At 66.2% G+C, this 19,710-nt stretch carries 20 protein-coding genes; 12 read left to right on the top strand and 8 right to left on the bottom strand.

The window, feature by feature from the left end; genetic code table 11:
* Positions 1-43: 43 nt before the first annotated feature.
* The 3 genes from LC060_RS12565 (at position 44) to LC060_RS12575 (ending at position 2,043) form a co-directional block, all read left to right on the top strand.
* Complete coding sequence (locus LC060_RS12565; protein WP_226636015.1) at positions 44-400, top strand: LapA family protein; 357 nt, start codon at positions 44-46, stop codon at positions 398-400.
* A 4-nt stretch (positions 401-404) separates the two neighbouring features.
* Entirely contained in the window at positions 405-1,082 is a 678-nt protein-coding gene (gene pyrF / locus LC060_RS12570) for an orotidine-5'-phosphate decarboxylase (RefSeq protein ID WP_039394324.1), read from the top strand.
* A 208-nt stretch (positions 1,083-1,290) separates the two neighbouring features.
* Positions 1,291-2,043, top strand: a complete 753-nt coding sequence (locus tag LC060_RS12575) for an SIMPL domain-containing protein (RefSeq protein ID WP_226636017.1) — start codon at positions 1,291-1,293, stop codon at positions 2,041-2,043.
* Positions 2,044-2,056: 13 nt separating this feature from the next.
* On the opposite strand, the gene LC060_RS12580 is transcribed toward LC060_RS12575, so the two are convergent.
* On the bottom strand, positions 2,057-2,479 hold the full coding sequence (locus LC060_RS12580; RefSeq protein WP_226636019.1) for a DUF4019 domain-containing protein: 423 nt from the start codon (positions 2,477-2,479) through the stop codon (positions 2,057-2,059).
* Positions 2,480-2,548: 69 nt separating this feature from the next.
* Here LC060_RS12580 and LC060_RS12585 point away from each other — a divergent pair, with 69 nt between their 5' ends.
* A complete protein-coding gene (locus tag LC060_RS12585) occupies positions 2,549-3,187 on the top strand; it encodes a phosphoribosylanthranilate isomerase (protein ID WP_226636021.1) in 639 nt (212 codons plus the stop codon).
* A 4-nt stretch (positions 3,188-3,191) separates the two neighbouring features.
* Here LC060_RS12585 and LC060_RS12590 read toward each other — a convergent pair whose 3' ends face one another.
* Positions 3,192-3,659: a hypothetical protein gene (locus tag LC060_RS12590; protein WP_226636023.1), complete on the bottom strand. Its 468-nt coding sequence runs from the start codon at positions 3,657-3,659 to the stop codon at positions 3,192-3,194.
* Between the two features lie 217 nt (positions 3,660-3,876).
* The gene (locus LC060_RS12595; protein ID WP_226636025.1) at positions 3,877-4,344 is read right to left on the bottom strand and encodes an outer membrane protein; all 468 of its coding nucleotides are present in this window, start codon (positions 4,342-4,344) and stop codon (positions 3,877-3,879) included.
* 267 nt (positions 4,345-4,611) lie between these two features.
* Between LC060_RS12595 and trpB the strand changes: the two genes are divergently transcribed.
* The 4 genes from trpB to LC060_RS12615 are packed head-to-tail and all read left to right on the top strand — an operon-like array spanning position 4,612 to position 8,275.
* Positions 4,612-5,889, top strand: coding sequence for a tryptophan synthase subunit beta (gene trpB / locus LC060_RS12600; protein WP_226636027.1), 1,278 nt, complete (start codon positions 4,612-4,614; stop codon positions 5,887-5,889).
* Positions 5,886-6,134, top strand: coding sequence for a hypothetical protein (locus LC060_RS12605; protein ID WP_039394344.1), 249 nt, complete (start codon positions 5,886-5,888; stop codon positions 6,132-6,134). Before trpB ends, LC060_RS12605 begins: the two co-directional genes overlap by 4 nt.
* On the top strand, positions 6,134-6,910 hold the full coding sequence (gene trpA / locus LC060_RS12610) for a tryptophan synthase subunit alpha (RefSeq protein ID WP_226636030.1): 777 nt from the start codon (positions 6,134-6,136) through the stop codon (positions 6,908-6,910). The genes LC060_RS12605 and trpA overlap by 1 nt, the downstream gene beginning before the upstream one ends.
* A 27-nt stretch (positions 6,911-6,937) precedes the next feature.
* On the top strand, positions 6,938-8,275 hold the full coding sequence (locus tag LC060_RS12615) for a bifunctional folylpolyglutamate synthase/dihydrofolate synthase (protein ID WP_226636039.1): 1,338 nt from the start codon (positions 6,938-6,940) through the stop codon (positions 8,273-8,275).
* 22 nt (positions 8,276-8,297) lie between these two features.
* Here LC060_RS12615 and LC060_RS12620 read toward each other — a convergent pair whose 3' ends face one another.
* On the bottom strand, positions 8,298-9,569 hold the full coding sequence (locus LC060_RS12620) for an AmpG family muropeptide MFS transporter (protein WP_226636041.1): 1,272 nt from the start codon (positions 9,567-9,569) through the stop codon (positions 8,298-8,300).
* 155 nt (positions 9,570-9,724) lie between these two features.
* Here LC060_RS12620 and LC060_RS12625 point away from each other — a divergent pair, with 155 nt between their 5' ends.
* Positions 9,725-10,723, top strand: coding sequence for a pseudouridine synthase (locus tag LC060_RS12625; RefSeq protein ID WP_319005425.1), 999 nt, complete (start codon positions 9,725-9,727; stop codon positions 10,721-10,723).
* A 13-nt stretch (positions 10,724-10,736) separates the two neighbouring features.
* A complete protein-coding gene (rsmD, locus tag LC060_RS12630) occupies positions 10,737-11,306 on the top strand; it encodes a 16S rRNA (guanine(966)-N(2))-methyltransferase RsmD (RefSeq protein ID WP_226636043.1) in 570 nt (189 codons plus the stop codon).
* Positions 11,307-11,391: 85 nt separating this feature from the next.
* Here the strand turns inward: rsmD and LC060_RS12635 are convergent, their stop codons facing one another.
* Positions 11,392-11,661, bottom strand: coding sequence for a hypothetical protein (locus LC060_RS12635; protein ID WP_226636045.1), 270 nt, complete (start codon positions 11,659-11,661; stop codon positions 11,392-11,394).
* Between the two features lie 202 nt (positions 11,662-11,863).
* Here LC060_RS12635 and LC060_RS12640 point away from each other — a divergent pair, with 202 nt between their 5' ends.
* Positions 11,864-14,164 carry an ATP-dependent helicase gene (locus tag LC060_RS12640; protein WP_226636541.1) on the top strand — a complete coding sequence of 767 codons (2,301 nt, stop codon included), beginning with the start codon at positions 11,864-11,866 and terminating at the stop codon, positions 14,162-14,164.
* 58 nt (positions 14,165-14,222) lie between these two features.
* Here LC060_RS12640 and LC060_RS12645 read toward each other — a convergent pair whose 3' ends face one another.
* Positions 14,223-15,644: a carboxylesterase/lipase family protein gene (locus tag LC060_RS12645; RefSeq protein WP_226636047.1), complete on the bottom strand. Its 1,422-nt coding sequence runs from the start codon at positions 15,642-15,644 to the stop codon at positions 14,223-14,225.
* A 177-nt stretch (positions 15,645-15,821) separates the two neighbouring features.
* On the opposite strand from LC060_RS12645, the gene LC060_RS12650 reads away from it, so the two are divergent.
* Positions 15,822-17,363: a M20/M25/M40 family metallo-hydrolase gene (locus tag LC060_RS12650; protein WP_226636049.1), complete on the top strand. Its 1,542-nt coding sequence runs from the start codon at positions 15,822-15,824 to the stop codon at positions 17,361-17,363.
* A gap of 25 nt (positions 17,364-17,388) precedes the next feature.
* Here the strand turns inward: LC060_RS12650 and LC060_RS12655 are convergent, their stop codons facing one another.
* The gene (locus tag LC060_RS12655; protein ID WP_226636051.1) at positions 17,389-18,822 is read right to left on the bottom strand and encodes a DEAD/DEAH box helicase; all 1,434 of its coding nucleotides are present in this window, start codon (positions 18,820-18,822) and stop codon (positions 17,389-17,391) included.
* A gap of 154 nt (positions 18,823-18,976) precedes the next feature.
* On the bottom strand, positions 18,977-19,567 hold the full coding sequence (locus tag LC060_RS12660) for a hypothetical protein (RefSeq protein WP_226636053.1): 591 nt from the start codon (positions 19,565-19,567) through the stop codon (positions 18,977-18,979).
* Between the last annotated feature and the right edge of the window lie 143 nt (positions 19,568-19,710).

Here is a 19,710-nt window from a genome sequence, read left to right on the forward strand (position 1 = left end):
GCACCCGCCCGGGCCTGGCACGGCACGAACATCGGGAGCCTGCATGAAAGCCGTCCGCACCATCGCCTGGATCGTGACCACGGCCATCCTGGTCGCCTTCATCGCCATGAACTGGACCAAGGTCCCGGTGAACTTCTGGCCCTTGGACGATGGCAACTACATCCATTTCGACTGGCCGGTTGGCTTTGTTGCGCTGTTCTTCTTCCTGCTCGGCATGGTGCCGGTGTGGCTGTACTTCCGGGCCGTGCGCTGGCGCCTCAACCGCCGCATCGCCAGCCTCGAGAACGCGCTCCACGCCAGTTCGATGCCTTCGCTCGCCGAGGAACCCACGGCCAGCGCCGCCACCTCCCCCCGGCCTGACACGACATCGCAAACGACACCCCTGACCCCGGATACCTGAGCCCATGAGCAACAATCCCGTCTACCTCGCACTCGACGTCCCCCGCCTCGACGCCGCCGAAGCGCTGGCCCGCAAGGTCAAGGACCACGTCGGCGGGATCAAGCTCGGCCTCGAATTCTTCTGCGCCCATGGCCATCACGGCGTGCGCGAGATCCAGAAGGTGGGCCTGCCCATCTTCCTCGACCTCAAGCTCCACGACATCCCCAACACGGTCGCCGCCGCGATGCAGGCGATCAACACGCTGAACCCGGCGGTGGTGACGATCCACGCCGCGGGCGGACGCGCGATGATGGAAGATGCCAAGGCAGCAGCCGGCGAGAACACCAAGGTCGTGGCCGTCACCGTCCTGACCAGCCTCGACAACGACGACCTCTCGGCCATCGGCATCACGGCCGATCCGATGGAACAGGCGCTGCGCCTGGCCGAACTGTCGCAGGCCGCCGGGCTCGATGGCATCGTGTGCTCGGGCCACGAAGTCGGCGCGATCCACAAGCAGTGGAAGGACGGCTACTTCGTCGTCCCTGGCCTGCGCCTGCCCGACAGCAAGCTCGCCGACCAGAAGCGCATCGTCTCCCCGCGCGAGGCGCGCGACAACGGCGCAAGCCTGCTCGTCGTCGGCCGCCCGATCCGCGGCGCGGAAGACCCGCTGGCCGCCGCCAAGGCCATCGAAGAGACGCTGTAATTCCAAGATCGGCGACTTCACCGTTCGCACGTAAAGCAGCGCGCACAAGGTGAGGTCGCCCGTTCCGGGAGCCCGAGGGCAATGGCCCTCGAAACCCTCTTCTTCATCTTTCAAACCAGCGCCGCGCACCTTCCATTCATCGTCACGAAACATCCCCTCGTCCAAGTCGTTGGACAAGCTCTGAGAGGATGATGGAGTGCACACGACGATGAAATCGAAGCTTCTTTGGGCCGCTGCGGCCGCGACACTGGTGACGCTTCCCGCGCTGGCGCAGGCGCAGCAGGCCCAGGCCCCTGCAATCGCGGCGAACCACACGCTCCTGAGTGTAAACGCGGAAGGCTCCTCCAACCGCGAGCCCGACATGGCCAACTTTCGCGCGGGCGTCACCACGCAAGGCGCCAGCGCCAGCACCGCCCTTGCCGAGAACTCGCAGCGCATGACCGCTGTCTTTGCCGCACTCAAGCGCGCAGGGATCGCCGAGAAGGACATCCAGACCAGCAATCTGAACGTGAGCCCGGTCTACTCGCAGCCCGCCCGCCGCCCGGACGGCAGCTATGACGCGAACGAGCGCACAATCACCGGCTACCAGGTCAACAACACCGTCCTGGTGCGCCAGCGCAAGCTCGACAATTACGGCGCAGTGATCGACGCGCTCGTCTCGGCGGGCGCGAACGAGGTCAATGGCCCCGACTTTGGCCTCTCCTCGCCCGAGGCGGCGCAGGACGAAGCGCGCACCGCCGCCATAAAGGCCGCGCGCGAACGCGCCGAACTCTACGCCAGCGCGGCGGGCCTGCGTGTCGTGCGGATCGTCTCGATCAGCGAGGCGGGCGGGTATGCACCCCAGATCCGGGCCAAAAGCGACATGATCCGGGTCTCCGCAGCCCCGCCGCCTGCTCCGGTCGCGGCGGGCGAACTCGACATCACCGCCCAGGTCTCGGTCCAGTTCGAACTGGCCCCGTGAGAGGCCCTGCTGCTCAGTTGAGCATCATGTCCTGCGAATCGATGGCGTAGTTCACCAGGGTAACCGCGTCCTCGTCGCCCTTGCGGTAGGTGAAGCGCTCGGTCCCGGTGCCTTTCTCGAACGTGGTCTGGTAGGTCGCGGTGAGATAGGTGCCGGAGGTCGAGGCGTTGGTGTTCCAGCCCACCTGCTTGGTCTCCTTCACGGCCCCCAGCTTGGTGTGGACCGCGCCGAGCAGCTTCTCGAACGCGGCCTTGTCGCTGGCGCTACGCAGTTCCGGATCGGCGCGCGTCCAGATACGGGCGTAGTTTGCCGCATCGAGATCGCCGTGGAACCGCGCGATGGCCGCGTCCGCCTTCTCGAAGGACTCCTTGATCCCGCAGCCGCCAAGCATTGCAGCGGCGGCAAATGGGACTAGAAGGCGCGCGATACGGTTCATTGCGAAGAGATCCTTGTTGCAACTGGCAGGGGGTAAAGAGCCGAGATCACTCTAGCCAGCGGACAGGCCATGCCAACACCGGCGATCAAGATTTGCGGTATCTCCACAAGCGACGCGCTCGACGCCGCGATCCGTGCGCACGCGGACTACGCCGGCTTCGTGTTCTTCGAAAAGAGCCCGCGCCATGTGACGAGCGCACAGGCCGCCGCGCTCTCGCAGCGGGCACAGGGCCGCATCGCGCGGGTCGGGCTTTTCGTCGATGCCGACGATGCGACCATCGGCGAGGCACTGGCCGCAGCCCAACTCGACGTGCTCCAGCTTCATGGCTCCGAAACGCCCGAGCGCTGCGCGCAGCTGCGTGCGCGCCACGGCGTGGAGGTGTGGAAGGCGCTGCCCGTCGCGACGGCAGAGGACGCGGCAAAGGCGCATGGCTATGCCCAGGCCATCGACCGCGTGCTGTTCGATGCCAAGACGCCCAAGGGGACGCTGCCGGGCGGCATGGGCCTGAAATTCGACTGGCGGCTGGTGGCCAACTGGAAGGGCCCTGTCGCCTGGGGACTTGCCGGAGGCTTGACCCCCGACAACGCCGCCGAGGCTCTTGCCCGTACAGGCGCGCCGCTCCTCGACACCTCCTCGGGCGTCGAGAGCGCACCGGGCATCAAGGATGTCGACAAGATCGCGGCGTTCTGCCGGGCCGCGCGCGCCTGATCGCTCAGAACATGATGCCGAGCCCGGCGATGAGGATTTCCTTGTCACCTTCATGCTCGGTTGCGAGGTGCTTGTACTCCCCCTTGAGGTAGAGCCGCTCGCCGATTTCCTGCTCCCAGCCCCCGCTGAAGCCCCAGGCCGCTTCGCAATGGGGGCAATCCTTGGACTGGTAGTTCAGGCCGACGAAGGCCTTGCCCCGCTCGGTCACCTCCAGACCGGCGCGCACGCCGATGCCCAGCGCCACGTGGCGCTCCCTGACCATCTCCTTGTCGAGGCTGGCCTCGAGCCCCACGAAGATGGTCTCGGTAAGGTCCCAGTCATAGCCCGCCGCGAGGCCAAAGATCGCCGCGTCTTCCTCGGGGCCAAAACTGATACCGCCGATAGCTTCGGCATAGGCCTCATCCGCCCGCGCCGGACTGGCAAGACCCGCCACTGCCAGAGCCAGAAGCCCTCCCCATGCCCTGCGCCGCATCGCCTCTTCCTTTCCCGTCAGGGCCAGGTGCACAGGCGTGCGCCGGGCCCAAGTGAAAGGAGAGGCTATCATCCTGAAGAGCGCCGCGAACTCAGGTATTTCCCGCGCAGATCAAGGGGCAGATGCGGAAGAGCGCACACGAAAAAGGGCGCCCCGCAGACCTGCGAAGCGCCCCTTTCGTGCCCGGGTTGCGACCCTCAGGCTATGGGTATGGCGATCAGAACTTCACGCCAACGCCGACCAGGCCCACGTCTGCGTCGGGGGTGTTGTCGCCGATCAGCATGTGCTTGTACTCGGCCTTCGCGTAGAAGTTCTTGTTGAGCGACTGCTGCACGCCGCCGCCCAGGTTGACCGAGCTGTTGCAGTAGCGGCAGGGCTTCGACTGCCATGCGGCCGAACCGAAGATCTTCGTGCCTTCGAACAGCTTCACACCGGCACGGCCACCGGCGCCCCATGCGACGCGGGTGTGGTCGGTCAGGATCTTGTCGGCCGAACCTTCGACGCCGATGAAGACGTTCTTGGTCAGGTCGTAGTCGTAGCCAGCAGCGACACCGGCGATGGCTTCGTCACCGCTATCGTTCCAGATGATGCCGGTGCGGCCTTCGACGCGGATCTCGTCCGCCATGGCAGGCGTGGCGACGGCAGCAACCGCAGCAGCGGCGAGCGAAACAAGTGCAATACGCATAAAAACAGACTCCAGTTGTACCCCCGACCCTCGGCGGGGGGTGTCCCTCTTGCGGGGCAGGAGCGCCGCTGCGCCTTCCAACCTGTCGGTCAGATGAACGAAATATTCCTTTCTGTCCTCAAGACGTCACAATTCTGCGGCATAGAGACACATTATTGCATTGAATGTGCTGGCAATTGCACTCCTTGCAATTGAAAACGCGGCAGTTCACCCCAGCGCGCGATCCCGCTGGACAGGCCCGCGCGGCTCTGCCAATCCGCCCCCACTATGACTGACCAAACGCCTGTGAACCGCCCCGCGAGCCCTCTGGCAGCCGACCAGGTGAACTCGTGGCGCGCCCTGCCCGATGCCTCCGGCCACTTCGGCCAGTTCGGCGGTCGCTACGTCGCCGAAACGCTCATGCCGCTCATCCTCGATCTCGAGAAGGAGTACCGCAAGGCGCAGGACGATCCCGCGTTCTGGTCGGAATTCGATTCGCTGATGAAGGACTTCGTCGGCCGCCCCAGCCCGCTCTACTACGCACCGCGCATGACCGAGCACTGGCGCGAAAAGGCGCCCGCTGGAAAGGGCCCGAAAATCTACTTCAAGCGCGAGGAGCTGAACCACACCGGCGCGCACAAGATCAACAACTGCATCGGCCAGATCCTGCTCGCAATGCGCATGGGCAAGACCAAGATCATTGCCGAGACCGGCGCGGGCCAGCACGGCGTTGCGACCGCGACCGTGGCGGCGCGCTTCGGCCTGCCCTGCACGATCTTCATGGGCGCGACCGACGTGGAGCGCCAGAAGCCCAACGTCTTCCGCATGAAGCTGCTGGGCGCCGAAGTCGTCCCCGTGACGAGCGGCGCCATGACGCTGAAGGACGCGATGAACGATGCGCTGCGCCACTGGGTCGCAAACGTGCACGACACCTTCTACATCATCGGCACCGCTGCGGGCCCGCACCCCTATCCCGAACTGGTGCGCGACTTCCAGTCGATCATCGGCAAGGAAACCCGCGAGCAGATGCTGGAGAAGGAAGGGCGCCTGCCCGACCGTCTCGTGGCGGCCGTGGGCGGGGGCTCGAACGCGATCGGCCTGTTTCACCCGTTCCTCGATGATCCGGACGTCCAGATGACCGGCATCGAGGCAGGTGGCCACGGTGTTGGCACCGACAAGCACGCCGCTTCGCTGACGGGCGGCAAGCCCGGCATCCTGCACGGCAACAAGACCTATTTGCTCCAGGACGAGGACGGGCAGATCACCGAGGCGCACTCGATCTCGGCCGGTCTCGACTATCCCGGCCTTGGCCCCGAGCATTCCTGGCTGCACGAATCGGGCCGGGTCGACTACGTGCCGATCACCGATGGCGAGGCGCTCGAAGCCTTCCAGCTGTGCTGCGCACTCGAGGGCATCATCCCCGCGCTCGAAAGCGCCCACGCGCTGGCTGCCCTGCCCCAGCTGACCGCTGAGATGGACGAGGACCAGCTCCTTGTCGTCAATGTCTCGGGCCGCGGCGACAAGGACATCTTCACGGTGGCCGAGGCGCTGGACGTCGAACTGTGACCAAGGGTTGGCAGCGGCCTCTGGTCGACGCCCTGATCCTGTGGATGGCGGTCTTTCCCGCCATCTTCGTCTTCGCCGAACTGGTCCAGCGCCGCTCGATCGACCTCTCGTCCTCGCGCTACTACTGGGCCTTCGCCTTCAGGGGCACCTGGCTGAACATCGGCATCAGCCTGGGCTATCTCGGCATTTTCGTATTCCTGACTGCCGGTATCCTTCGCATGACCCGAAAGAGCCTGTTTACCTGATGACCCGCTTCGAAAACGCCTTCGCCAAGGGCCCGGCCCTCGTCACCTTCATCACCGGCGGCGATGGGGACACCGCCGCCAACCTCGACGCGCTCGTTGCGGGCGGCGCCGACGTGATCGAGCTGGGCATGCCCTTCACCGATCCCATGGCCGATGGCGATGCCATCCAGCAGGCCAATATCCGCGCGCTTGGCAAGGGCACGCGGACCAAGGACATCTTCGACTTGGCGACCGGCTTCCGCCAGCGCCACCCGGACGTGCCGCTGGTGCTGATGGGCTATGCCAACCCGATGATCGCACGCGGGGCCGACTGGTTTGCCGCCGAATGCGCCAAGGCGGGCGTTGACGGCGTGATCTGCGTCGACATTCCGCCCGAAGAGGACGCTGAGCTCGGCCCGGCGCTGCGCGCTGCAGGCATCTCGCTGATCCGCCTGGCCACCCCCACCACCGACGCTTCGCGGCTTCCCGCCGTTCTCGAAGGCTCCTCGGGCTTCCTCTACTACGTCTCGGTCGCCGGGATCACCGGCACGCAGACAGCCGCCCAGACCTCGATCGAGGACGCCGTGGGCAGGCTCAAGGCCGCCAGCGACATTCCCGTCGCGGTCGGTTTCGGCGTGCGCACGCCCGAACAGGCGAGCGCCATCGCGAAGGTCGCAGACGGCGTCGTCGTGGGCTCGGCCTTCGTCGATCTCGTCAAGGAGCATGGCGACAAGGCCGCCGGGCCTTTGCGCGAACTCACCTCGGCGCTGGCCGAGGCCGTCCACTCCGCGCGCTGAGCGCCTCGAAGGCACGCCCGAACAGCCATGTCCCGCCCCAACGACTTCGCGGTCTCGGAAGCCCCGGCCGTCCAGACCCAGCTTGATCGTCTTGCCGCGCTGTCGGTCCCGCAGGGCCGTATCGGGCTCGACGTCATCAAGGACCTGTGCGCGCACCTCGGCCATCCCGAGCGCGCGCTGCCGCCGGTCTTCCACGTCGCGGGCACCAACGGCAAGGGGTCGACCTGCGCGTTCCTGCGCGCCGCGCTTGAGGCGGCGGGCAAGACCGTCCACGTCTTCACCAGCCCGCACCTGGTGCGCTTCAACGAGCGCATTCGCGTTGCGGGCACGCTGATCTCGGACGAGCCGCTCGCCGAATTGCTCGCCGAAGTGTTCGACGTGGCCGAGACCCACGGCATCGGTGCCAGCTTCTTCGAGATTTCGACAGCGGCCGCCTTCCTGGCCTTCTCGCGCGTGCCTGCGGACGCCTGCATCTTCGAGGTGGGCCTGGGCGGACGGCTCGATGCCACCAATGTCATTCCCGATCCCCTCGTCTGCGGCATCGCGGCGCTCGGCATCGACCATGAGCAGTTCCTGCTTTCGCCGAGCGAAGGCACCCCGGACGATCCTTTCGCGCGCATTGCCTTCGAGAAAGCAGGCATCGCCAAGGCGGGCGCCGCCCTCGTCACGCTGAGCTACGGCCCTGGCATGAACGAGACCGTGGAGGCCCAGGCCGAGCGCGCCGGGACCTACGTCGTGCGCGCAGGCTCGGACTGGTCGACCGCGCCCGAACCGGACGGCTTCTCCTACCAGGATCACAAGGGCCTGCTGCACCTGCCGCGCCCACGCCTCTCCGGGCCGCACCAGACGATCAATGCAGGCCTTGCCGTTGCCATGCTGCGCCACCAGGACGCGATTGCCATCCCCGACGCCGCGCTCGCCGCCGCGATGGACTGGGCGCGTTGGCCCGCGCGCCTGCAACGGCTCGAGGCAGGCCCCCTGACGCAGCTTCTTCCGGAAAGTACGCCGTGCTGGCTCGATGGCGGTCACAATCCCGATGCGGGCAACGCGCTTGCCCAGCATTTCCGGGAGCCGCGCCCGTACGTGCACCTCGTCATCGGCATGCTCGCGAACAAGGACCCGCACGCGTTGATCCGCCCGCTCGCCGCCCAGCTCGCCAGTGTGACCGTGGTACCGGTTCCCGGCCACGAGTGGCACGCAGCGGGTGATTTCGACTACGCCCTCGCCCCCGAGGCGAAGAGCGCTGAAGGCGTGCGTGCGGCCCTTGAAGGGCTCGACCTGAAGGACGGCGAAGTCGTCCTTATCGGCGGCTCGCTCTACCTTGCAGGCACCGTACTGGCCGCGAACCACCAGCTTCCCGACTGAGCGGCCGGGAAGGCCCGCGCGCTCACTCGCGCGCGTCGCCCTCGCCCACTTCGCCGGCCGTACCCATGGCATCGTCGACAAGACCGGTCGCCATCATCACCGCGAAGATCGCGATGCCAGGAAGGGCTGCGACGGTGGTCGCCAGGTAGAAGTTCACATAACCCATCGCCTCGATCAGCGCACCCGCCGTGGTGCCGGTAAGGAAGCGCCCGACGACGCTCGCCCCGGCCGAGATCAGCGCATACTGCGCTGCCGTGAAGCGCAGGTCGCACAGCGCCGAGAAGTAGGCCACCACGACCACGCCGCCATAGCCGCTCGCAAAGTTCTCGAACCCGATGGCGAGCGCCATGCCCAGGTTCGAGTGGCCCGCGGCGGCCAGCATAGCAAAGCTGAGGTTGGAGACCGCCATCAGCACCAACGCAATCAGCACCGAACGCTTGAGGCCCATGCGCGCGTAGATCACGCCGCCCACGAACACACCTATGATGAGCGCCCAGAACCCGATCCCCACGTCATAGAGTGCGATCTCGTCATTGGAGAAACCAAGATCGTCAAACAGCAGGCGAAAGGTCAGGTTGGCCAGCGTATCACCGATCTTGTGGACGAGAATGAAAGCGAGGACGAGGAATGCGCCCTTACGCTGGAAGAACTCCGCGAACGGACCCGCGATCGAGGCCCAGATCTCGCCCATGCCCTTCTTGTCACGCACGACCTGGTGACGCTGGGGCTCACCCACGATGAGCGCGGTCAGCATCGCGGGCAGCGCGAAGACCGCGCAGACCGCATAGGCCAGGTGCCAGTCCGAACGCGCCGCAACGACCAGCGCCAGCGAGGCGGCGAGCCCCGAACCGATGCGCCAGCCATACTGGCTCATCCCCGAGCCGGTCCCCAGCTGGTAAGGCTTCAAGGTCTCGATACGGTAGGCATCGATCACGATGTCGAAGGTTGCCCCTGCAAGCCCCATGAGGACCGCGGCCAGCGCGGTCGCGGCAATGTCCGCCTTCGGGTCGACCAGCGCGAGGTTGAGGTTAGCCGCCATGACAAGCAGGCCGACGACCAGCATCCAGGAGACGCGCTGGCCCAGACGTCCGATCACGGGCAGCGAAACCCCGTCGATCACCCAGGCCCACAGCGGCTTCAGGTTGTAGACGAAGAAGGCCAGAGCGAAGGTCGTGATCGTCGATTTCTCGATCCCGTCCTGAGCAAGGCGGGTTGTCAGCGTCGCCGCCAGGAGCGCGAAGGGATAGCCCGAGGACACCCCCAGCATGAAGGCCGCGACGGACTCCTTTTCCATGTAGGGCCGGACCGAATTCCATAGGCCGCGTCGTTGGTTAGTCGTCTGCGCGGTCACATTCGATCCTTTTCGTCATGATCATGCGCGCAACTTAACGACGCGCCGCGTGAAGGGAAGGCTGGATGAAGCCGCGATCAACAGGTATGGGGCGGCGGATGTCCAAACCACCTCGCAAATCCGGCGGTTCCTCGTACGGATCCGATTCGCGCGGATCCGATTCGCGCCGCTCCGAAGGCCGCGGCCCTGCGCGCGGCCCATCGCGTGGCCCCCGTTCGGGTGGCCGCTCCTCCGACGAGCCTCGCCGCGACGGCCCTTTCAACGAACGCAAGGGCGGCGCCGGATCGCGCCCGCGCAGCTTCGGCAAGCCCAAGCCCGCTGGCCCCACGCCCAAGGACCCGAACCTGCCCGCCCGCGAAGGCGACCGCATCGCCAAGCTGCTCGCCCGAGCCGGGGTTGCCAGCCGCCGCGAGGCCGAGCGCATGATCGCCGAAGGGCGCGTGAAACTGAACGATGAGCTGGTCGAGACCCCCTCGACCGTGCTGACCTCGCTTGCAGGCGTCACCGTCGATGGCAACCCGGTGAAGGAAGCGGACGCCACGCGCCTCTTCGCTTTCCACAAGCCCGCAGGCCTCATCACCGCCGAGCGCGACCCGGCCGGTCGCCCGACGATCTACGCCGCGCTGCGCAACGCCCTTCCCAAGGATGCGGGCCGCGTGATGCCGGTCGGCCGTCTCGACTTCAACACCGAGGGCCTGCTGCTGCTCACCAACGATGGCGAGTTCAAGCGCGCGCTGGAACTGCCCTCGACCGGCGTTCCGCGCACCTACCGCGCCCGCGCCTTCGGCGACATCACCCAGGAGCAGCTCGAAAGTCTCATCGAGGGCGTCGAGATCGATGGCGTGCGCTACGGCAAGATCGACGCCAACATGGAGCGCGGCGCCGGACGCAACCGCTGGATCGAGATGACGCTCACCGAGGGCAAGAACCGCGAAGTGCGCCGCGTCCTCGAACACTTCGGCCTCAAGGTCAGCCGCCTCATCCGCATCGGCTACGGCCCCTTTGCTCTGGATGAGCTGCCCAAGGGCGCCGCCGTCGAGATCGACGCGAAAGTGCTCGACCGCTTCCGCGGCGATATCGACCGCGCGAAGGGCTGAGGGAGACCACGAGATGAAGGGACCGGCCACCCGGACCGGCCTGCGCATCGTCGCGGGCGAATGGCGCGGGCGCAAGCTCGCCACCCCTGAGGGTGACACCACCCGCCCCACCGCCGACCGCACGCGCGAGACGCTGTTCTCGATGCTGGCGAGCCGCCTTGGCACCTTCGAGGGCCTCAAGGTGGCCGACCTCTTTGCAGGCTCGGGTGCTCTGGGCCTCGAAGCGCTTTCGCGCGGGGCGGCGCATTGCCTTTTCGTGGATCAGGACGCCGCGGCGATCCGCGCGATCCGGCGCAATATCGCAAACCTCAAGGCCCAGGACCGCAGCGACGTGCGCCCGGTCTCCGCGCTTTCGCTCGGAACGGCGAAGGAGGCTCTCGATCTCGTCCTGCTCGACCCGCCCTACGACACCGGCGCGGGAGCGGTGGCAGCCGACAAGCTGGCGCGTCTGGGCTGGATCAACGAGGCGACCTGGGTCTCGATCGAGACCGCCCGGGATGAAAGCGTCTCGGTGCGCGGCTTCGACGTCGAGGCGACCCGCGATGTTGGCAAGGCCCGCCTTCACATCTTGCGCAAGGTCTGAGGAACAGGCTGCAACACACTTGCCTGAAACGAAAAAGGGCGCCGAAAGTCCCGGCGCCCTTTTTGCTGGAGTTACCTTGGAGGGATCAGGAAGCCGGCGTCTCCAACCCCTTGTCCTCGGGATAGTGGTCGAGCGGGCGGTTGCCGAAGTTGAGGCCGGCCTCACGTGGATTAATGCAGCCGTCGGTCGCCTCACCGCGGCATACCTCGTAAACCTTGCCCTCGACCCGGACCTTCGCCGCCATTCCGCGCGCGTCCTTCTCGACGACCTCAGGGGATGCCGAAGCGCTCTGCGCCTGGGCGCAAAGGGGCAGTACCGCAGCCGCAGCTGCGCAAGCAATAAGACCTTTCTTCATAATCTTACTCCCATTACTTAAAGCCCCCTGTGCGCAGCCCGCAGCCGCCTTCCGACGCTGGCGGACCGCCGCACATCCCGGGGCCGATCACTCCATTTCGACGCATTGGCCAGTGGAATTGTTCCAGGACGGCGACGAAGCGACCTTGCACCGGGTTAATCCGTTCCCTAGTTGTTCACGGGTGACCGAGAGCCATTCCCCCCTGCCCGCCGCGCCCGCTCATCCTGCAGGCGCCGACGCGTCCAATCCCCTCATCGCCGGACTGAACGAGCCCCAGCGCGACGCCGTCCTGACGACCGAAGGGCCGGTGCTGATGCTGGCCGGTGCAGGCACGGGCAAGACCTCTGCCCTCACCCGGCGCCTTGCCTATCTCGTTCAGAGCCGCCTCGCCTGGCCGAGCGAGATCCTGTGCGTCACCTTCACCAACAAGGCCGCGCGCGAGATGCGCGAGCGCGTCGGGCAACTCGTCGGACCGGCCGTCGAAGGCATGCCCTGGCTCGGCACCTTCCACGCCATCGCGGCCAAGATGCTGCGCCGCCACGCCGAACTGGTGGGCCTGGAATCGAACTACACGATTATCGACACCGACGACCAGCTGCGCCTCCTCAAGCAGCTGATCCAGGCCGAGGGGATCGACGAGAAGCGCTGGCCCGCCAAGCAACTGGCCGGGTGCATCGACCGCTGGAAGAACCGTGGCCTCAACCCGCGCGACCTCGATGCGCGCGAGAATGAGGCCTACGCCGAGGGCAAGGGCCAGCATTTCTACCATATGTATCAGGAGCGCCTGAAGGCGGTGAACGCCTGCGACTTCGGCGATCTTCTGCTCCACATGCTCAACATCCTGCGCGAGCACCGCGACGTGCTCGAGCAGTACCAGCAGCGCTTCAAGTACGTCATGGTGGACGAGTACCAGGACACCAACCAGGTCCAGTACCTGTGGCTGCGCCTTATCGCCCAGCACCGCCGCAACATCTGCGTGGTGGGTGACGACGACCAGTCGATCTATTCCTGGCGCGGGGCCGAAGTCGCCAATATCCTGCGCTTTGAAAAGGACTTTCCGGGCGCCAAGGTCATCCGGCTCGAACAGAACTACCGCTCCACCCCGCAGATCCTTGCTGCCGCTTCGGGCCTCATCGACGAGAACACGCAGCGCCTCGGCAAGACGCTCTGGACCGAGCGCCATGGCGGCGACAAGCTCCACGTGGTCGGCGTCTGGGACGCGCCGGAGGAAGCACGCCGGGTGGGCGACAAGATCGAGCGCCTCGAACGCGAAGGCGCCCCGCTCGACCAGATCGCGATCCTCGTGCGCGCGCAGTACCAGACCCGCGAGTTTGAGGACCGCTTCATCTCGATTGGGATGAAGTACCGCATAGTCGGGGGCTTCCGCTTCTACGAACGCGCGGAAATCCGCGACGCGCTTGCCTATCTGCGCGTCATTGCCCAGCCCGCCGACGACCTCGCGTTTGAGCGCATCTACAACACGCCCAAGCGAGGACTTGGCGCAAAGGCCCTGGAAAAGCTGCACCTGCTGGCGCGCCGCCGCGGCATCCCGCTCGCCAAGGCCGCGCTTGAAATCTGCGACACCGACGAATTGCCCGCGCGCACGCGCAACACGCTGCTCTCGCTGATGCGCGATTTCGCGCGCTGGCGCGACATGGCGAAGGAAGATGGCCCCGCCGACCTCATCCGCACCGCGCTCGACGAGAGTGGCTACACCGACGCCCTCCAGGCCGAACGCACGCCCGAGGCCAGCGGACGTCTTGAAAACCTGGTCGAACTCGCTCGCGCGATGGAGGAGTACGACAGCCTCGGCGATTTCCTCGAACACGTCAGCCTCGTCATGGACAACGATGCGCGCGACGACGAGGAGAAGGTCACCATCATGACCATGCACGCGGCCAAGGGTCTGGAATTCGACAACGTGTTCCTGCCCGGCTGGGAGGACGGCGTGTTCCCCTCGCAGCGCTCGCTGGACGAAGGCGGGCTGGCCAGTCTCGAGGAAGAGCGCCGCCTCGCCTACGTCGCGATCACCCGCGCGCGCCGCAAGTGCACCATCCTCCACGCAGCGAACCGGCGCATCTACGGCCAATGGACCAGTTCGATCCCCTCGCGCTTCATCGCCGAACTGCCCGAGGACCAGATCGAAAGCGAAACCACGCTCTCGGGCGGCGCCTCGCTCTGGCGCGCGCAGTGGTCCGAACACGCCGATCCCTTCGCCGACGTCGCCCGCTCCCAGCCGGGCCGTACGGTCACGCGCGGGCCAGGCTGGCAGCGCGCCGCCCAGCGCGAGTTCGAGACCGCCCCCAAGCGGGTCAAGGAAACCACCCGCAGCGCGGCGAGCTTCGCCTCCAAGCCGCGCACCGACATCGAAGTGGGCGCGCGCGTGTTTCACGAGAAGTTCGGCTATGGCACCGTCGCTTCGCAGGAAGGCAACAAGCTGGAGATCGAGTTCGAGAAGTCGGGCTCCAAACGGGTCCTCGACAGTTTCGTAAAACCCGCCTGAAAGCTATTCAAAAAGGGCCGGAAGGTATCTCCCTTCCGGCCCTTTCTCTATCTGTTCGTCACATCTCCGTGGCGTCGATCTTGTCCTGCCAGGGGTCCTCGCGGAAGTGGACCTTGCCATCAGTCGCGAAGTCCATGATCTGGCCGTCTGCCTCGGCGTAAGGCTTCCAGGCCGGAAGCCCCCACCCCGTGCTGGGCGCGCCGGTCTTGGCGAAGTTGACGAGATAGCTGCTCATCGCATCACCCATCGCGTTGTCACGCACGCTTGTCTCGTCGCCATACTTGGCCTTCTGCGTGTCGAAGAAAAAGGGGATGTCGGTGGCGTGCTGGGCGCCGGGCGCGGCGACCGAATCGGCGACGTAGGAGAAGCGGTACTCGTAGACCGGCACACCCTGATCGCCGATCGCCTTGGCAAGCTTGCGCGCGCCTGCGACCATCTGCCCCTCGACACCGCCGATGTCGGCGGCCGTCGCGCCGATCATCACCGGGACATGCGCAAAGTCGCCGTTCTCGAAATGGGTACGCTGGGGCGCAGCGGTGACGCCGTCAACGACGGGCAGCGTGTAGGTGACGGGCCCTTCCTGCGGTGCAAAGAGCGCCATGAGGTTGAGGCCATCGACCACTTCCTCGCCCGAGAGCGCGCGCAGTTTATCCAGCGCGGCGGGGCCTGTGCCGGTGATGCCCTTCTTCTTTGCAAAGGCCAGGCCTGCCTCGTGCGCGGTTTCCATGCTCGACTTGGTAAAGCCCTCGCCATTGCCGCCCGACATGACCACCGCCTTGTCGAACAGGCCCTTCGCTGCGGGAAGCGTCAGCAGGTTGTCGACCGAGTTGCCGCCCGCACTTTCGCCCGCAATCGTCACGTTGTCCGGGTCACCGCCGAAGGCCGCGATGTTGCGCTTCACCCATTCGAGCGCGGCGACCTGGTCCATGTAACCGTAATTGACGAGCTTGCCGTCGTCGGGATCGGCCTTGGTCAGCGCGGGGTGTGCGAAGAAGCCGAAGCGCCCGATCCGGTAGTTGAAGCTGAAGACGAGGACGCCCTTCTTCGCGAGTTCCGCCCCCGAATAGGTCGCTGGCGAAGCGCCGCCGTTGATGAAGCCGCCGCCATAGATCCACACCAGGACGGGCAGCTTGCCTTGCGCCTTCTCCGGGCGCCAGACATTGGCGTAGAGACAATCCTCCGCAGGCGGCGTGCCGAGCGGTGCGGCATCGCCACCAAAGGGCTTCTGCATACAATCCGAGGCATAGCTTTTGGCCGCGCGCACGCCCGACCAGGCCTTGGCCGGCTGCGGCGCGCGCCAGCGCAGTTCGCCCGTCGGCGGGGCGGCGAAAGGAATACCCTTCCAGCTCAGGACCCCGTCCTGTGCGACACCCGCCAGAGTACCTGTTTCGACCTTGGCCGTGGGAGCACTGTCCTGCGCGCTGGCTGCAACGCTCAGCCCCGCGAGCACCAGAGCGGACATAACCATCGGAATTTTCATCAGTAACCCTTCCATTCGAACGCACGTCGACGCGTCCGTTCGTTGCTATCGCACCTGCCAGAGTGGAGTTCCCGCGCCAGGAGGCAAGCGCAAAAAAGCGCGCTGTCCATGGACCGACTTGCAAGCCCGCCGTCATCTGCGCATCCTGCTCGCACACGTCCGGAGGGGAGGACCGCCATGAACACCACGACCGCCACCACGCCGTCGCTCGATCGCCGCCGCCTGCTGGGCGCATCGCTGATGCTGCCCGCGCTCGGCGCACTAGGTCTTCCGGCGCGCGCGCTCGCCGCCGACACGCCGCAAGGGGCAATCCTGCGCCAGCTTGAGGCGGGCCGCGAAACCGACATCGCCCGGCTGCGCGAATGGATCGCCCTGCCCTCGATCGCGGCGGAGAACCGCAACATGCCCGAAGGCGCGCAGATGATGGCGCGCCTTGCCCGCGAGGCCGGATTCGAAAGCGTCGAGGTCGTTCCGACCGATGGATTTCCAGGCGTCTTCGGGGTCATGGACAACGGCGCCGAGACAACGCTGGGGCTCTACTTCATGTACGATGTGAAGCAGTTCGACCCGGCCGAGTGGTCCTCGCCGCCGCTTGAGGGGCACATCATCGCCAAGCCCGGGTGGGGCCAGGCGCTGGTCGGGCGCGGAGCGATCAACCAGAAGGGCCCACAGGCAACGCTGCTGGCCGGGCTGCACGCGATGCGCCGGGCCGGGATCACGCCGCCTGTAAACCTCGTCCTCGTCGCGGAAGGGGAAGAGGAAATCGGCTCGCCCCACTTCAAGCAGCTCGCGACCCACCCCAAGGTCCTTCCTGCCCTGAAGAAGTGCGCCGGGATCTTCATTCCCGCCTGCTGGCAGGGGCCCGATGGCGAAGTCTCGATCAACCTCGGCGCCAAGGGCGTGGTCGAACTCGAACTCATCGCAAGCGGCGAGGCCTGGGGCCGTGGCCCGGTCGGCGACATTCATTCCAGCAACAAGGCCAGCGTCGATTCGCCGGTCTGGCGCCTCGTCCAGGCGCTGCAGACGCTCGTGACGCCGGATGGGAATACCGCCGCCATCGACGGCTGGTTCGAAAACGTGCGCCCGCTTACGGCGCGCGAGAAGGAACTGATCGCCATCTCGGCGGCGAACACCGACGAAGCCAAGGTCAAGGCGATGATGGGGGTCACCCACTGGATCGACGACCTGCCCTTCGAGGCCGCAATCGCGCGCCAGGCCAGTCAGCCCACGGTCAACATCGAGGGGCTCGTCGCGGGCTACACCGGCCCGGGCGGCAAGACGATCCTGCCCGGGCGCGCGACCGCCAAGCTGGACCTGCGCCTGGTCCCGAACCAGACCCGCGCCGAAGCCGAGCGCAAGCTGCGCGCGCACCTCGACGCCCATGGTTTTCCCGATGTCGAGATGAAGGTGACCGGGGGCTACGATCCCACCGAAGTCGCCGAAGATGCCCGCCTGATCCGCGCGCAGAAAGAGGTTTATGCGGCGATGGGCGTGAAGGCGAACCTGTTCCCGCGCCTCGCCGGATCCTGGCCGGGCGCCGTGTTTACCGCGCCGCCGGTTTCCATTCCCGCGACACAGTTCGGCATCGGCCATGGCAGCGGTGCACATGCCCCTGACGAATATTTCGTGATCGATTCGACCAACCCCAAGGTCGCCGGGATGTCCCGTGCGAGCCTAGGTTTCATCGAGCTGATGTACCAGCTGGCGCGCACCACGTAAGGCGCGCGCCAGACAGGCGCTCGTTTCAGGAAACCGCGGAAACCGCGAGGAAGTCCGGGATCGGACCGTTCCAGTCGCCCGCCGCTTCGAGCACGGGGGCTGCCACCGCGGGTTCGACCCGGCGACGCGGCGCGCGGCGCTTGGGAGCGGGGGCCGGGCTCTCGGCCTCGACCGTCTCCTCCGCCACGGGGGCCGGAGCGGGCTTCGCCGCTGCCTTAGGAGCAGGCTTCGCCTTGGCCGGAGCCGCAGCGGTCTTGGTGGCCGTCTTCGAGCGGCTGGCGCGCTTGCGCGGCGCGGGAGCAGCTTCGGCCTCTTCAGCGGCAGGAGCCGCCTCTGCGCTGTCCGCAGCCTCACCGAACAGCGGGATCGTCCCACCTGTCAGCTTCTCGACGTTCTCCACCGCTTCGGCATCGTCCGGGGTCACGAGCGTGAAGGCCCGGCCCGAAGCGCCGCCTCGGCCGGTACGGCCAATGCGGTGGACGTAGTCGTCCGGATGCCAGGGCGTGTCGTAGTTGAAGACGTGGCTCACGCCCTTCACGTCGAGACCGCGCGCGGCAACGTCGGAAGCGACGAGAATGTTGATCTCACCCGACTTGAAGCAGTCGAGCTCGGCGATGCGCGAGGACTGGTCCATGTCGCCATGGATCTCGCCAGCGGCAAAACCGTTCTGCTTCAAGTTCTTGGCCAGTTCGCGCACGGTCGTCTTGCGGTTGCAGAAGATGATCGCGGTCGACACGTTGTCGGTGCGCAGGATCTCGCGCAGCGTCTCACGCTTCTTGCGCGCAGTAACCGGCACCTTGAACTGGGCGATGTTGGTGTTGGTCGAAGCCGGACGGGCGACTTCGATGTACTTGGGGTTCTCGAGGAAGCGGTCAGCCAGCTTCTTGATAACCGGCGGCATCGTTGCCGAGAACAGCAGCGTCTGGCGGTTGGTCGGCAGCTTCGAGCAGATCGTCTCGATGTCCGGGATGAAGCCCATGTCGAGCATGCGGTCGGCTTCGTCGATGACCAGCAGTTCACAGCCTGTGAGCAGGATCTTGCCCCGCTCGAACAGGTCCATCAGGCGGCCCGGCGTCGCGATCAGGACGTCCACGCCTTCCTGCAGCGCCTTGACCTGTTCGCCCATCTGGACGCCGCCGATCAGCAGCGCCATGCGCAGGTCGTGGTTCTTGCCGTACTTGACGAAGTTATCCGCCACCTGCGCGGCGAGTTCGCGCGTCGGCTCCAGGATCAGCGAGCGCGGCATCAGCGCACGGCGGCGGCCATGCGCGAGCACGTCGATCATCGGGAGAACGAAACTGGCGGTCTTGCCGGTGCCGGTCTGTGCGATCCCGATGAGATCCTTCATCATGAGGACCGGGGGGATCGCCTGCGCCTGAATTGGGGTCGGTTCGCTGTAGCCCGCGGCTTCCACCGCTTGCAGCAATTCGTCAGACAGGCCGAGGTCGGCAAAGCTCATATACGCTCAGGTTTCCGGATAAGGGGATGCGGGACAACATGTGTTCTTGGCAATGCACCGGCCGCTTGGGACCCGCGCATTACGATTGCGGGCCCCTAGTCCGATTGGTGCACAAAAGTCAAGGAAATCCGCAGAACTCGCGGACGAATAGCCGTCAGTCCCGAATCCGGACAAGTTCACGCATGCGGGTCAGACTGCATTTGGTGCCGCTGCGCGATTGCAGCTTGTCACGCTTGACGCAGACCTTTCCGTCTTCGTTGCCCGCAAGATAGAAGCCCGAATAGAAGTCCATCGCGCGGCACGAATGATCAAGTTCCGCGCTCACCACGCGCCGGTCGCGCATGAAGAAGATCAGGCGGTTGCCGCGTTCGGGCTGAACCCCCGCGATCCCGGCCGCCGCAACGCACTTGCTCATTGGGCGCTCCTCGTAGCGCGGTGCGCCCGGCCCGCCGGGCATGGCGATCCCGCGCATGTCGGGAGGAAGCGGCGCCCGGCCTCGGGGGGAAATGCGGATCGTCATGCGCCGCTCGATGCGCACCTGCCAGGCGGGCTCCGGTTGCGCGCTGCGCATCTGTTCTTCAGGAAAGGCAAGAGCCCCCGGCGCCTCATCCAGAGCCACCGTCTCGGGCCAGAGCTGGTTGCGCGCGGTGTCATGCCCCCACGCCCCACCGTCCCGCGGCTGCAAGGCCGAGGACGCCGGCGCAAGAAACGCCAGCGGTATCAGCAGGACGGATGTGAAACTCATTGCAGACCCATTTCCCCGACGCACGGTGATGCCGCAAGCCGATCCCTAGCGCAACAGCTTGAACGCCTGCTGAACCTTGCGCCCGGGAACCACGCACGCCTGCAAGAAGGGATGAAAGTGCCAGGGGGCTGTGCCATAGACCC

The organism is Novosphingobium profundi (genome assembly GCF_020524485.1).
GTDB lineage: Bacteria > Pseudomonadota > Alphaproteobacteria > Sphingomonadales > Sphingomonadaceae > Novosphingobium > Novosphingobium profundi_A.

Bases quoted from the DNA above. Each gene is read 5' to 3' on its own strand.
- trpB (WP_226636027.1), top strand. From the start codon at position 4,612: ATGACTGACCAAACGCCTGTGAACCGCCCCGCGAGCCCTCTGGCAGCC.
- LC060_RS12660 (WP_226636053.1), bottom strand. From the start codon at position 19,567: ATGAGTTTCACATCCGTCCTGCTGATACCGCTGGCGTTTCTTGCGCCG.
- LC060_RS12565 (WP_226636015.1), top strand. From the start codon at position 44: ATGAAAGCCGTCCGCACCATCGCCTGGATCGTGACCACGGCCATCCTG.
- LC060_RS12655 (WP_226636051.1), bottom strand. From the start codon at position 18,822: ATGAGCTTTGCCGACCTCGGCCTGTCTGACGAATTGCTGCAAGCGGTG.
- LC060_RS12635 (WP_226636045.1), bottom strand. From the start codon at position 11,661: ATGAAGAAAGGTCTTATTGCTTGCGCAGCTGCGGCTGCGGTACTGCCC.
- pyrF (WP_039394324.1), top strand. From the start codon at position 405: ATGAGCAACAATCCCGTCTACCTCGCACTCGACGTCCCCCGCCTCGAC.
- LC060_RS12585 (WP_226636021.1), top strand. From the start codon at position 2,549: ATGCCAACACCGGCGATCAAGATTTGCGGTATCTCCACAAGCGACGCG.
- LC060_RS12650 (WP_226636049.1), top strand. From the start codon at position 15,822: ATGAACACCACGACCGCCACCACGCCGTCGCTCGATCGCCGCCGCCTG.
- LC060_RS12625 (WP_319005425.1), top strand. From the start codon at position 9,725: ATGTCCAAACCACCTCGCAAATCCGGCGGTTCCTCGTACGGATCCGAT.
- LC060_RS12590 (WP_226636023.1), bottom strand. From the start codon at position 3,659: ATGCGGCGCAGGGCATGGGGAGGGCTTCTGGCTCTGGCAGTGGCGGGT.
- trpA (WP_226636030.1), top strand. From the start codon at position 6,134: ATGACCCGCTTCGAAAACGCCTTCGCCAAGGGCCCGGCCCTCGTCACC.
- rsmD (WP_226636043.1), top strand. From the start codon at position 10,737: ATGAAGGGACCGGCCACCCGGACCGGCCTGCGCATCGTCGCGGGCGAA.
- LC060_RS12575 (WP_226636017.1), top strand. From the start codon at position 1,291: ATGAAATCGAAGCTTCTTTGGGCCGCTGCGGCCGCGACACTGGTGACG.
- LC060_RS12580 (WP_226636019.1), bottom strand. From the start codon at position 2,479: ATGAACCGTATCGCGCGCCTTCTAGTCCCATTTGCCGCCGCTGCAATG.
- LC060_RS12615 (WP_226636039.1), top strand. From the start codon at position 6,938: ATGTCCCGCCCCAACGACTTCGCGGTCTCGGAAGCCCCGGCCGTCCAG.
- LC060_RS12645 (WP_226636047.1), bottom strand. From the start codon at position 15,644: ATGAAAATTCCGATGGTTATGTCCGCTCTGGTGCTCGCGGGGCTGAGC.
- LC060_RS12620 (WP_226636041.1), bottom strand. From the start codon at position 9,569: ATGGAAAAGGAGTCCGTCGCGGCCTTCATGCTGGGGGTGTCCTCGGGC.
- LC060_RS12595 (WP_226636025.1), bottom strand. From the start codon at position 4,344: ATGCGTATTGCACTTGTTTCGCTCGCCGCTGCTGCGGTTGCTGCCGTC.